Source organism: Citrobacter europaeus (assembly GCA_020099315.1).
GTDB classification, from domain to species: Bacteria; Pseudomonadota; Gammaproteobacteria; order Enterobacterales; family Enterobacteriaceae; genus Citrobacter; species Citrobacter europaeus.
In genome coordinates this window covers 3,797,656-3,811,217 of the sequence record CP083650.1, presented here as the reverse complement: position 1 = coordinate 3,811,217, position 13,562 = coordinate 3,797,656, and the positions used below count along the sequence as shown (strand labels likewise).

Sequence of the window (13,562 nt, the reverse complement as noted above, 5' to 3'; positions counted from 1 at the left end):
TTATTCCGTCAGTAATTTGCCGGACATCGCCTGTTGAATAATCGGAATTGGCGTCAGCAGGTGCTGGCGCATTAATTCGCTGGCGCGCGCGGTATCGCGTGCCAGAATTGCTTCGGTCAGCGTCTTGTGTTGATCGTGTTTATCTTCCAGCATTTCAACTGACAACACCGTTTTACGCAGCCAGATAAACCGGTAGCGCGCCGCCAGAGAGAATAGACGTTCGCGCATTTGCAACAAGTATTGTGAACCGCAGCCGGCGACAATCGCCGAGTGAAACGCCTGATGGCGCTGATCCCACTCGTCGAGCATCTGTTCACTGGCGTCAATGGCTTCAAGTTTGCTGAGCATATGCGCCCGCGCCAGAATTTCAGCTTCCCAGGCGTCATCGCCGCGTTCAATCGCTAGCGCGACCAGCATGGCTTCCATATTGGCGCGGGCATCGAAAATATCGAGCAACTCTTGTTCTGACATCGGGGCGACACGATACCCTTTCTGATTAACCACCGTCACCAGCCGCTCCGCGACCAGCTGCGAAAGCGCTTCACGCAGCGGTCCCACGCCAAGATCGTAGCGCGAGGTCAGCAGACTCATACGCAGTTTTTCATCAGGCTGATAAACACCGCGAATAATGTCGTTCTTCAGCCAGCGGTATCCATCAATGGCCGTCGGTTGGGGAATGGCGGTCATGTCTTACTCCTGAACGGATCCCCGGCCTGCGCCGGGAACAGGTTTAATGCGTATTTTGCAACGGTGCTTTTTGCCACGATAGCAGTTTTTTCCAGCGTGACATAATGGGCACGGTACAAATAATTCCTATGGCTAACAACCCGGTAGAGATAACTTCCAACTGTTGTGCTGGCCGAAATAACATGACTACCAGTACAAAGATAATAAACGCGATGACCAGCCAGGTAAGCCACGGATAGAGCCACATTTTCAGTTTAATTTCGCCGCCTTGCGCCAGTAGGATTTTGCGCATCCGTAGTTGTGAAATCGCAATCACCAGATACACCAGCAGCGCGATGGCGCCGGAGCTGTCGATCAGGAATTTAAACACCTTGGCTGGGGCGTAATAGTTGACCACCACGGTGAGGAACGCGGCCCCCGTAGACAGCAATACCGCAACATAAGGCGTTTTACTGCGGTTTGTTTTACCCATAAAGGCGGGCGCATCGCCACGACGGCTCAGGGAGTAGAGCATACGCGAGGACGTATACAGCGCGGAGTTCAGACAGCTGGTCACCGACAGCAAAATAACGCAGTCCATGATCAGTTTCGCGTGCGGGATATGCAGTAACTCCAATACCGAGCGGTACGAACCCACTTCTTTCAGTCCCGGCATATTCCATGGGATCAGTGCCACCACCACGAAAATGGAGCACAGATAGAAGATGGAGATACGCCAGATAACTGAGTTGGTGGCGCGGACGATATGTTTGTCCGGTGTGTCGGACTCGGCGGCGGCGATGGTGACAATCTCCGCCCCCATAAAGGAGAACATGGTGATTAGCATCGCACTGAGCACTGCGCCAAAACCGTTGGGCATAAAGCCGCCCTGATCCCACAAGCGTGAAACGCCGCTGACGTCAGCATAAGGGTAGAAACCGCTAATTGCCGCCGCACCGAGGGTAATAAACGCCAGAATGGCAATCACTTTGCACAGCGCCAGCCAGAATTCGAACTCACCGTAATTTTTGACGCTCAGCAAATTACTGCCGGTTAATGCCAGCGTGATAACCAGAGAAAACAGCCAGACAGGAATGCCCGGCACCCAAGAGTGTAGAATGATGGCGGCGATATTCGCCTCCAGCGGGATAACCAACACCCAGAACCACCAGTACAGCCAGCCGATGGTATAACCTGCCCACGGACCGATGGCCTTATCGGCATAGGTGGAAAAGGAACCCGTATCTGGGGTGGCGACGGCCATTTCGGCCAGCATGCGCATAATCATCACCACCAGCAACCCGGCGAAAAGATAGGCTAATAATACCGCGGGGCCGGCTTCTGCAATCGCCACGCTTGAACCAACAAACAAACTTGCGCCGATAACCCCGGCAATAGACAGCATGGTGACGTGGCGTGATTTCAGCCCGCCCCCTAAATCATGTGATTGTGACACTTGCCCCATCTTTTAAACCTCTCGAAAGTATTTCACTTGGGAGAGCACCCCGGCATTCCCGCGCCGGGGCACGCGTATTATTGTTATTGACCCTGTTTGCCGGATGGCGGCTCCGCCTTATCCGGCTTAAAATTCCCCGTTCGGATACAGGGCTTAACCCTGCTTCGCCTCGGCAAAACACTGAGCGATAATGTCCAGCCCCTGGCGGATTTGCGCGTCTTCAATGGTCAGCGGAACCAGAATGCGCAGCACGTTGTAGTAAGGTCCGCAGGAGAGCAGGATCAGCCCTTTATCGCGTGCACGCGCCACCACTTCCGCAGTCAGTTTGGCGTCTGGCTTCGTGCGATCGCCGTCTTCAAACAGTTCGATAGCGATCATCGCGCCCAGTCCGCGCACATCGCCAATCTCGCGGTGGGTTTCCGCGATAGCCAGCAGGCCTTCGCGCAGGGTTTGTCCCAGCTCGTTGGCTTTTTGCAGCAGATTTTCCTGTTCGAAAATGTTCAGTACCGCCAGCGCGGCGGCACAGGCAATCGGGTTACCGGCATAGGTACCGCCCAGCCCGCCCGGTGGGATAGCGTCCATCACTTCGGCGCGTCCGGTCACTCCGGCCAGCGGGAAGCCGCCGGCGATGGATTTGGCGAAGGTGGTAAGATCGGGGGCGACGCCCATCTGCTCCATAGCGAACAGCGTACCGGTACGGCCCGCGCCGCTCTGTACTTCATCGGCAATCAGCATGATCCCGTGCTCGTCACAAATGGCGCGCAGACGTTGCATAAATGCAGGTGAGGCAGCGTAGAAACCACCTTCGCCCTGGACGGGCTCAATCACGATGGCAGCAACATCTTCCGGTGCGGCATCGTTTTTGAAGATGCGGTGAATGCTGGCGATAGCATCGTCGTCACTGATGCCGTGCAGCGGGCACGGATATAGCGCGCGATACACGTGGCCTGGCATCAGCCCCATTCCGGCTGAGTAGGGATTGACTTTCCCGGTCAGCGACAGGGTGTAGTGCGTACGACCGTGGTAAGCGCCGCTGAAAGCGATCGTGCCGGTTCGCTTAGTGGCGGCGCGGGCGATTTTTACCGCGTTTTCCACCGCTTCGGAACCAGTCGTTACCAGCAGGGTTTTCTTGGCGAAATCACCCGGCACTTTCTTGTTCATAATTTCGCACAGCTCAAGGTAAGGCTCATAGGCCAGCACCTGGAAACAGGTATGGGACAGCTTTTTCAACTGCGCTTCTACCGCAGAGACGATCTGCGGGTGCAGGTGGCCGGTGTTCAGCACCGCGATACCGCCAGCAAAATCGAGGAATTCACGGCCTTCAACGTCCCACACCCGACAGTTTTCTGCCCGCTCGGCAAAAATTGGGTGGATCTGTCCAACGCCACGGGGAACGGCGTTGCTGCGACGTTGCATAAGTTCTTTGTTGGTGCTCATCAGGTGTTCTCCAGTATTTATTTTATTAAAGGCCGATGCACATATATTTGATTTCTAAGTAGTCTTCGATGCCGTATTTCGATCCTTCACGGCCAAGACCGGAGGCTTTGATCCCACCAAACGGGGCGACTTCGTTGGAGATAATGCCGGTGTTAATCCCGACGATGCCGTACTCCAGCGCTTCGCCAACGCGGAAGACGCGGCTCAAATCACGGGCGTAGAAATAGGCGGCCAGACCAAACTCGGTGTCGTTGGCCTGAGCGATGACGTCAGCTTCGTCTTTAAAACGAAACAGCGGAGCCAGCGGGCCGAACGTTTCTTCTTTGGCGACCTTCGCGTTATCAGGCACATCCACCAGAATGGTGGGTTGGAAGAAGTTCCCGCCGAGCGCGTGAGGTTTACCGCCCGCGATAATGCGCGCGCCTTTATCCAGGGCATCGGCGATGTGTTCCTGCACTTTGGCTACCGCTTTCTCGTCGATCAGTGGTCCGGTGGTGACGTCAGGTTGCAGACCATCGCCGAGGCGCAGCTTGCTTACCGCCTGCTCAAGTTTTTCGGCAAAACGCTCATACACGCCGTCCTGCACGTACAGGCGGTTGGCGCAAACGCAGGTTTGCCCAGCGTTACGGAACTTCGACGCCAGCGCGCCTTCCACGGCTTTATCGAGATCGGCATCGTCAAAAACGATGAACGGCGCATTGCCGCCCAGTTCCAGCGACACCTTTTTGATGTCTTTGGCACATTGCTGCATTAGCTGACGGCCAATTTCGGTTGAGCCGGTAAATGACAGCTTGCGCACCAGCGGGTTGCCGGTCAGCTCGTTGCCGACCGCGCCCGCAGAACCGGTCACCACGCTGAAAACGCCTGCTGGGATCCCTGCGCGATTGGCAAGCTCTGCCAGCGCCAGTGCGGAGTAGGGGGTTTGGCTGGCGGGTTTAAGCACCATGGTGCAACCTGCCGCCAGCGCCGGGCCAGCTTTACGAGTGATCATCGCCGCCGGGAAGTTCCACGGTGTAATCGCGGCGGTAACGCCGATCGGCTGTTTGATGACGATCAGACGTTTATCAGCCTGATGGCCGGGGATCGTATCGCCATAAATGCGCTTACCTTCTTCGGCAAACCACTCAATAAATGAGGCGGCATAGGTGATTTCACCTTTGGCCTCTGCCAGCGGTTTACCCTGTTCCAGGGTCATCAGGCGGGCGAGATCGTCCTGATGCTCAATCATCAGGTTGAACCAGCGACGCAGGATGTTGGCCCGCTCTTTGGCGGTCAGCGCACGCCATGCGGGCAGAGCGCGGTTAGCAGCGTTGATCGCTTCGCGGGTTTCATCCGCCCCCATTTTCGGTACGCTGCCCAATTGCTGACCGTTGGCGGGGTTGGTCACCGCGAGGGTCTCGCCGCTGTTGGCGTCACACCAGTTGCCGTCGATCAATGCCTGCTGGCGGAATAAGGTTGGATCGTTAAGTTGCATAATTGCTTCCTGTCTTAATCGTGTTAACGGGTGAATGCGGCGTGTAATGTCTCAACGCTACGTGCCGCACGCAGCGTGCGTCCGGAATTACTCTGGTTCTCCAGTAGCGCATGAACTTTGCTGACAATATGCGCGCCGATAGGGATCGCCGACGTTGCCGCCGGAGAAGGGGCGTTACAGGTGTGAATTGAGCGTGGCGTGGTGACAAACAGGAAATCGTCTATTAGCTTGCCATCAGGTGACACCGCCTGCGCCCGCACGCCCGCAGGCCAGGGCTGCAGATCGTTCTGCGTCAGACTCGGGCAGTACTTTTGCACCAACCGCAGATAGCCGCTTTTGCACAGCGAATTCTTCATTTCGCCAAGCCCTGAACGCAGGTTGTTTTGCAGCACGCGGCGAATGCCGGAAGAACCGAGGATCTCCAGCGTATCGCTGAGCGAGAAGTCGCGTTTACGATAGCCTTCACGCTTAAATGCCAGTACCGCGTTGGGGCCCACGGTGACGCTGCCGTCAATCATCCGGGTCAGATGAACGCCGAGAAACGGCATCGCCGGGTCGGGGATGGGGTAGATCAGATGGTTAACTATCTGGTTGTGTTCTGACGCCAGGCGGAAATATTCGCCACGGAATGGACAGATGATAAAGCCGGGTTCAACGCCGAGCATTTTCACCAGTCGGTCCGCCATCAGACCAGAGCAGCTAATCAGCGTTGCCCCCTCAAATTCCTGCCCCTGGCGGGTATGGACGATCACGCCCGCAGCGTGCTCCTTTAGCGCGCTGACCTCGGCGTTGTAAATAATCTCGCCGCCTTTGGCCTGGAAAATCTTCGCCATCGCGGCGGTCACTTCACGGTAGCTGACGATCCCGCTCGACGGGACGAAAATGCCGCCCAGCCCGGTGATATTGGGTTCACGCTCACGTAGTTCCTGCGCATTCAGCCATTCGCGCTCCAGGCCGTTAGCGGCGGTGCGATCCCAAAGCGCCCGCATGCGCTCCATTTCCAGTGAGGAGGTGGCAACCAGCATTTTTCCGCAGACGTCGTAGCGGATGCCGTTTTGGTCGCAAAAGGCTTTTGTGGCGCGATTACCGGCCAGGCAAAATTGCGCCTTCAGGCTGCCGGGGGTGTAATAGACCCCGGCATGAATTACGCCGCTGTTATGGCCCGTCTGGTGGCAGGCCGGACCGGACTCTTTTTCCAGCAGCGCTATTCTGGCGTCCGGATAGACATCAATCAGTTGCATGGCGGTCGACATGCCGATAATACCGCCGCCAATAATCACAAAATCATACATCCGCTTTTTTCCTTCGCGCTTACTGATGAGTCTGGTAGTGGTTTGTCGCGTAAGCGAAATAACCACGTTGGCGCATCAGTTCGCGGCGCAGGTCAGGATGCGAGGTGAAGCGGTCACGACCATGCAGCCAGAACAGGTTGTTGATCAGCAGGAATTTACCCACTGGAACCGGAACGGAAATAATGCTCTTACTGGTTTCCAGCGCATCGGACAAATCGCTCAGCCAGACGCCTTCGTCATAGTCTTTAGGCTGGACGAACTGGTCGATGTAACGCATTACCGGACGCCCCTGCTGGTCAACGTCAAACACCGGATGGAACACTTCCTGGCTGACGTTTTTGCTCGGCGGCGCGGCAAAACGCATCGCGCGACGCGCCAGCGGATGGGTAAAGTAGTGATCCAGATGTTCCCAGTCGTCGAGGTGCAGCAGCAGCGAGTTACCACCGGTCATGTTCTGTTCGTCAATCTTCATCATCAGCACATAGTCGGTGATCTCTTCGAGGTAGGTTCCGTCGTTATGCAGCTCCATGACACGATGCGGCTGGCGCAGGTAGCTGTCTGAGTTATCGACGTTTTTCACCACAAAACGCGCATAATATTGCCCACTCATCGCATCAAAATTGGAGCGTCCGATCAGATGTGCCACCGCCGTCGCCAGCTTAACCATCTCTTCCGCCTGCGCGACATCATCTACGCCGACGGCATTGATCAACAGCGCGCCTTCGGCACGATCGAGCAACGTTTTCAGCAGCACAGGCTGCAACTGATTACCGCACAGATCATCGAGGATTTTGCCCACTTTGAAGCGCAGGAAGGATTTGTATTCCAGGGCCTGTACCGGCCACTGCGCAACGGCCTGGATAAATTGTTCAGTGGTCTCAGCGGAAAAAGTCAGCTCCAGTAGACGTGGGGACTGGGCTGATGGTTTCAGCGTGAAACCGCTGTAATGCTGGGCAGGATCTTCAGCGTTCTGTTTTACGGCAGTCAGTGCGTTCATCAAATCGTTCCTCTCAGTAGATTGTCAGGGAGATATGGCGCAGCTCGTTTCGTAGCCATAAATTAAAAATATCTACATTTTTGAAAAACGCGCACAGAATGAGCTTGTTTGTTTATTATTTGTGATCAAAAACAACAATTATTTAACATTGTAAAAGGTGAGGATTTAGAGGCTGGATGGATACTGAGTAGCTATTTCAGGGGCGAAAACCCCTGATTTTAAAGAGGAAGATAAGGTGTATTAATGTTCCAGAGCGATGGCGCAGACGTGTTCCACATGGGTCAGATCGTGGTATAAGTCGGGCAAGGTCATCTTTTGACGAATTACGATTTTGAGATTGACCTCAATTTTGCCCTTCTTGATATCCCTGATCGTGATGTTTTCGATAATGTTTTTCTGTTGATGAATGCGGGTTATCAGACTTTCAAGAGCGTCTCGTTCATCAAGAATAACCCGCACTTTAACTTTTCCGGGAAACTGGTTTCTGGTCTGTAAGAAAATTATGAATGGGCTTAGTTTGATCGCTAATAAAAATAAAGCCGTGGCAAAAACAGCATGCAAATAAAAACCGGCTCCGCAGGTAATTCCCACCCCTGCAGATGCCCAGACAATTGCCGCAGTAGTGAGACCAGAGATAGCATCGTCGTGTCGGTGCAGAATGACTCCCGCACCGAGAAAACCAACGCCGCTGATAATCTGCGCCGCCAGGCGCATAGGATCGCTACGGATATTCATCGAAATTTCAGCATAGTATTCAGCAGATTGTATTGATACGACAGTTAACACACAGCTGGCTACGGATAAAATAACGCAGGTTTTGAAGCCGACCGGTTTCCCTTTCGATTCTCTTTCCAGGCCAATAATGCCACCCAGAATAAATGCAATACTGATTTTGATGATCGTAGTTAAAGGCAACAATCCTTGCTCATTGATGATGGCGGCCAGATTATTCATGCAATTACCTTAATAAGAGAGTCTTTAACGATCAGGAGTTTGCTTTTTTCAATGTGAGGTCCGTTTTGCGTTTCGAAATATCGTCCCGGAAGAAAATCAGGAAGAATACGCTGACCACTGCAGCAACGCCTGCTGAAACTAGCCAGAATGTCTCCCATTGTGGCAACGCCTCTGGACCTTGTTCCGTCACGGTGTTGTTAAAGATTTGCCCGCATACGGTGGAAGCAAATAGCAGACCAACGCCGTTGGAGACGATAAATCGCAAGCTTTGGGCTTGTGCTTTAATCTCTGGCGCTGCTTTACGGTCAACATAAATGTCGCCCACGGTAAAGAAAAAGTCCCAGCAGAATCCTTGTAACATCAGGCCGATCAGCACAAACATCATGTTGGCATCCAGCGAGGCATTAGCAAATAATAGTGTGCGGATAATCCAGCAAACGGCGCCTAACATCAGCGTGATTTTGAAGCCAGCTTTCAGTAAGAAGAACGACAGCAGGAACATGAAAATGACTTCACAGGCGATGCCAACCTGCATCATTGAGGCGGCGTTATCGAATCCAAGCGCTTTTAAAAAGACCGGGATATAGGCGGAATAAGCCGTTTTAGGGATCATCAGGACAAAAATACTGAGCATCAAAACCGAGAAACTGCGGTCTTTGAAGAGCGCCAGAGCATCCAGACATAACAGATCGCGAAGCGTAAACACGCTTCCTTTTGCTTTCGGTGGGGTATTTGGCAACGTAAAACAGTACAGGCCGAGAACGACACCGGAAGCCGACGCGATATACCAGGTGATGGTATTTCCAGAATAACCCATTTCACCAATGATAAAGCCGATGACCATAAAGCCAAATGTGCCGAATACACGAATAAATGGGAAGTATTTTACCCCGTTAATGTGGCTGAAACTGATACTGTTCGCCAGCGCAGTTGTAGGATAAAACAGCAGACCAACCAGGAAAATCATGGTTAACGTCATACCTGTATTTTGCGCCTCAATAAATTGCGGAACAAACAACAGTACACCAGCATTAATTAAATGCAGGATCGCCATGACTTTTTGTGACGAAAAAAAGCGGTCGGCGACCATGCCAATAAATAGCGGGGAAAGAATAGTCGCCAGGCCAAGCAAAGCATAGGATGAGCCAATAATTGTCGCCATACCATAGGTGCTCAATACCAGCCCCATGGTCATATTCCAGGCACCCTGCATGAAATATTGTATGAACATCATAATCAACAGGCGTGGTGTTTTATTAAGGTCCATATTGCATATCCTTATTGGTTGATGCTCAGGTTAAGCCCGTCCCAGGCGACAAGAATGTTCTCTTTGTCGCATGCCGCAACGAGATCGTCGTGCAGCAGACCTCCGCTGTGTGAAATATGCGAGACGATAAGTTGGCTATTTTTCTCGAGGCAACCGAGTTCCGCAAGCCTGTCTCTGGCGGCGAAGACGGTTTCCAGGCTCATGTGGTTATTCGTACGATTATCACCATTAAAACCGTAGGTGCACTCCAGGACAGCCAGATCGATTTTTTTTCCTTTCAGCCACTGCCATGTGAGCTCAGGAAACCAGCCTGAATCATGTCCGTAAAAAATTGACTGGCCTTCTTTTTCGATAAACCAGGTATAACAAAGCTCCCACTTGGCATGGTTAGCCAGCAGCGGAGTGATGCGGTATCCGCGAGTTTCAACGGTCACGAAAGGAACCAGACAATGAAAAGCAAATCTTTCAGCGCTGTAGCCCGGTAACACTTCCGCGGCACCGTTAATTGCACGGTCATTACCAAAAATGTGCAACGGATGAGTAATTTCAAATCCATACCCTTCCATTCGGCTAAATAGATCGCCGACGTTGAAATGATCGGGATGAGTATGTGTGAACAATAGCGATCTGATCTCTGTTGCGTCCAGGCCATCTCGCAGCAGTTGTTGGCTGAATTCAGGCGCCACGTCAATGAGCAGTTCATCGTCGATAATCGCTGAAGAGTGTGTGCGTAAGTCTTTGCCTTTCCGAATGCGGGCTTGCTGGCAGTGCTCACAACGGCAAAAAGGATTGGGGATCCCTTCAGATGCAGCGGTTCCCAGAAAATGAATCTTCATGTTTCCCTCTTAATGACAAATGCGATCGTTGTTTTTTTAGGCAATAATGTAATAAAACGTAATTGGAACGTGTCAATTATGATTCCGGCGTTTTATATGAACAACGATCTTTTTCCTCAGAAGTGATCCTCTTCAAATATTATAAAATTTATACTTATATTTCATTGTGTTAATGTTTTTATGTTATGAGGATTGTCTATCAACAACATCAGGCTTTTTTATTATGACATGTTTATAAAATGCACTTTTTAATATTGTAACGTTCAAATTTAAGTGCTGAAGATAGTTTCCTGATGAGCGCCGTGCTAGCATCAAAGCATCAGGGGAAGGATGTAAAAATGCCAACTATCAAAGACATAGCAAGAATTGCCGGTGTGTCGCATGGAACTGTCTCGAATGTGCTCAATGGCAGAGGGAATGTAAGCGTCGAGAAGATTGAAGCGGTTCAACGTGCAGCCCGAGAAGTTGGCTATCAGTTGAATGCGCAGGCGCAATCGTTGAGAGCCAGCAAAAGTCAGGGAGTGGCACTGATTCTGCCCGACATCAATGCCGAACAGTACTTTCAACTCTATCGGGGATTGCATCAGGTTTGGCAGCCTTCATTAAGCGAACCGATTGACCTTTACCTGACCAACGATCTGCCCAATCTTGAGCTGGAGATTCTGCAAACGCTGGCGGCAAAGTCCTACCAGGCTGTTGTCTCGGTCAGTTGCCTGAATGACAGTCAGCCCTATTACGACTTGCTCAGGCTCTCCCCGGAAAATGTTCTGTTTGCATATCGCCAGCCTGTCGGCGCAGTTTGTTATTTTAGCCTTGACTATGTGACTGCAGGCGAAGAAACAGCGAGGAGGGCGCTGGCGCAGCAGCCGGGCCATATTGGTATATTCTGCGAACGTCTGGAATTTTCCCATAGCGCGAGCTTTACTCAGGCGATACAGGAAACCTGCCGGGAATTAAGTCCGCATACGAAGCTAACGATTTTACCTGCACATGCCAGTGAAGCTAACACCGTCGCTTTTGACTTTTTTCGCGGGGCAATTCCCGATCTGTTTATTGTCCAGGACTCTGAGAGAACGCGAGCACTGACGCAAGCAGCCTGGTTTGGTAGCTCCCAGTCCTGCCCGCCGATATTGCAACTGAGTGATAATCTTCCTGCATCCTTCGACGGGATCACAAGCTACCAGATGGATTATGGTCGCTTGGGGACAACTATTGCCTCCAGTATTCGCCTGCCCAAAAGTAAAGAAAAGCATCGTATTCTGACGAATTGCGGTTTTTCCTGGAATGGACAGTACGTGCCGCCGCCTGAAACCGAGGCGACGCTGAATATGTTAATTTTACCAAGTCCTTCGACTGATGCGTTGAAGAAATTGTTACCCCACTTTTATCGCCAGACCGGTATTAAGGTTAATCTGGCGGTTTATCCCTATGATGAAGTTTTTGAAATCCTTTCCCATCTTCATCTACATCCTTATTACGATTTATTGCGAATCGATATGGCGTGTTTTCCCTGGTTTGCTGAGAAAGCACTATTGCCGCTGGAATCCGTCTCTTCTGAGCTTCCGCTGCTGTTGGAAAATTTCTCTGAGCAAATTCAACAGCACTTCAGCATGGTGAATGGGACGGCATGGGCAATACCCTTTGATGCCAGTATGCAGCTTCTGTTTTATCGACGAGATCTGTTTGAAGACGCGACGATTAAACGGATGTTTTATGAAGCAACGGGAAAAGAGTTAACGCTGCCAGAGAGCTTTGCACAATTTGATGAGATAGCGGCTTTCTTTAGTCAGTTACATCAGCCAGAAAACAGACAGCGCCCGATGGGAACTGCGGTGACCCTGGGAAGCTCGGGGCTTATTGCTACCGAGTATCTGCTGCGTTACTACGCGCTCGGTGGGCGTTTAGTGCGTGAGGGCGAGCCGGTACAACTCGAGCCTTCACTTGCCGCAACTGCACTCGAACAATATCTACAACAGCTTTCTATCGCCGTGAATCTCCCCGGTGAGTGGTGGAGTGACGCGGTAAAACAGTTTGAGCGTGGAAATCTTGCCATGCTGATCATGTATCTCAATTTGTTTAATGATGTGGCGCACACGGCCATAGCGCCCACTATCGGCTATGCTCCCGTTCCAGGGCAACTTCCACAATTGGGGGGCGGTTCCATTGGAATGTCCCGCTACAGTAAAAAGAAAAAACAGGTTGAGCAGTTCTTTCATTGGCTTTATTCCGATGAAATTGCGCGTCATCTGGTTTTGCTGGGAGGAAATAGCGCCTGGTCTGGAATATGTCACGATCAAAACGTTCTCAATCTCTACCCGTGGTTTAATTTATTGAATGAAAAAGGCATGACGGGAATAAGGGAGTCTGAGGGAAGTAAAGGTGAACCTTTCAACCTGCGCCAGGCAGAGATTATTATCGGGCAAGGCGTGACGAATGCAATTAACGGCATTATGGATGTCACTGAGGCCGTGGAATATATCAATGCGCGAATAAGAAACGAAACGGGTGCCTGAGCCTGCCTCTTCCTGATGACGTAAGAGGCAGGGTAATGCTTTGTCAGTAACCGACTTTATAAATACGCCCGGTTTGGATGCCTTCCACACTGCGGCGATAGGCGTTGGCGGCGGCGGCGGCGGGCACACTTTCAAAGCCCGGGAAGAAATCGTCGTAAGCTTCGGCGGACTCACTGAGCACGGTTGGGCTTATCAGGTTAATACGCTGACCACGCTCTAATTCGCAGGCCGCGGCGCGAACAAATCCTTCCAGACCGGCATTGATCGTTGCCGCATTCGCTCCCTGTGCGATGGGTTCATGGGCGATGATGCCGCTAATTAGCGTAATTGAGCCGCCATCATTGAGAAAATGCTGCCCGGTTAGTGCCAGACGAATCTGGCCTAACAGCTTATCCTGTAACCCCTGATTAAAGTCCTCATCGGTCATCGTCGACAGCGGCCCAAAGAACAGATTGCCGGTGGCGGAAATGATCGCATCTACCCGACCGACTTTTTCAAACAATGCCTCGACACTCTCCTGCGAGGTGATATCAACCTGGTAATCTCCCTGCGTGCGACCTACGCGGATCACCTCATGTTTACGGCTTAACGCTTCTGTGACTGCGCGCCCCACTGTGCCGCTGGCACCAATAATGACGATTTTCATAACCACCTCCGCAATAGTGTGAGC

The 13,562-nt window shown here is 52.0% G+C and carries 11 protein-coding genes; 1 reads left to right on the top strand and 10 read right to left on the bottom strand.

Annotated features, from left to right (window positions below):
- The 9 genes from csiR to LA337_17820 form a co-directional block, all read right to left on the bottom strand.
- On the bottom strand, window positions 1-687 hold the full coding sequence (csiR, locus tag LA337_17860) for a DNA-binding transcriptional regulator CsiR (protein UBI15019.1): 687 nt from the start codon (window positions 685-687) through the stop codon (window positions 1-3).
- Between the two features lie 43 nt (window positions 688-730).
- Window positions 731-2,131 (bottom strand): GABA permease, encoded by a 1,401-nt coding sequence (gene gabP, locus LA337_17855; GenBank protein UBI15018.1) that lies wholly within the window; start codon window positions 2,129-2,131, stop codon window positions 731-733.
- A gap of 144 nt (window positions 2,132-2,275) precedes the next feature.
- The gene (gene gabT / locus LA337_17850; GenBank protein ID UBI15017.1) at window positions 2,276-3,559 is read right to left on the bottom strand and encodes a 4-aminobutyrate--2-oxoglutarate transaminase; all 1,284 of its coding nucleotides are present in this window, start codon (window positions 3,557-3,559) and stop codon (window positions 2,276-2,278) included.
- Window positions 3,560-3,584: 25 nt separating this feature from the next.
- Complete coding sequence (gabD, locus tag LA337_17845) at window positions 3,585-5,033, bottom strand: NADP-dependent succinate-semialdehyde dehydrogenase (GenBank protein UBI15016.1); 1,449 nt, start codon at window positions 5,031-5,033, stop codon at window positions 3,585-3,587.
- A gap of 23 nt (window positions 5,034-5,056) precedes the next feature.
- Window positions 5,057-6,325: an L-2-hydroxyglutarate oxidase gene (gene lhgO, locus LA337_17840; GenBank protein ID UBI15015.1), complete on the bottom strand. Its 1,269-nt coding sequence runs from the start codon at window positions 6,323-6,325 to the stop codon at window positions 5,057-5,059.
- Window positions 6,326-6,344: 19 nt separating this feature from the next.
- A complete protein-coding gene (csiD, locus tag LA337_17835; GenBank protein UBI15014.1) occupies window positions 6,345-7,322 on the bottom strand; it encodes a carbon starvation induced protein CsiD in 978 nt (325 codons plus the stop codon).
- Window positions 7,323-7,562: 240 nt separating this feature from the next.
- Window positions 7,563-8,276 (bottom strand): MgtC/SapB family protein, encoded by a 714-nt coding sequence (locus tag LA337_17830; GenBank protein UBI15013.1) that lies wholly within the window; start codon window positions 8,274-8,276, stop codon window positions 7,563-7,565.
- A 31-nt stretch (window positions 8,277-8,307) separates the two neighbouring features.
- The gene (locus tag LA337_17825; GenBank protein ID UBI15012.1) at window positions 8,308-9,543 is read right to left on the bottom strand and encodes an MFS transporter; all 1,236 of its coding nucleotides are present in this window, start codon (window positions 9,541-9,543) and stop codon (window positions 8,308-8,310) included.
- Window positions 9,544-9,554: 11 nt separating this feature from the next.
- Window positions 9,555-10,379: a carbon-phosphorus lyase gene (locus LA337_17820; protein UBI15011.1), complete on the bottom strand. Its 825-nt coding sequence runs from the start codon at window positions 10,377-10,379 to the stop codon at window positions 9,555-9,557.
- Between the two features lie 338 nt (window positions 10,380-10,717).
- Between LA337_17820 and LA337_17815 the strand changes: the two genes are divergently transcribed.
- Window positions 10,718-12,892, top strand: a complete 2,175-nt coding sequence (locus LA337_17815) for an extracellular solute-binding protein (protein ID UBI15010.1) — start codon at window positions 10,718-10,720, stop codon at window positions 12,890-12,892.
- Window positions 12,893-12,935: 43 nt separating this feature from the next.
- Here the strand turns inward: LA337_17815 and LA337_17810 are convergent, their stop codons facing one another.
- Entirely contained in the window at window positions 12,936-13,538 is a 603-nt protein-coding gene (locus tag LA337_17810; protein UBI15009.1) for a short chain dehydrogenase, read from the bottom strand.
- Between the last annotated feature and the right edge of the window lie 24 nt (window positions 13,539-13,562).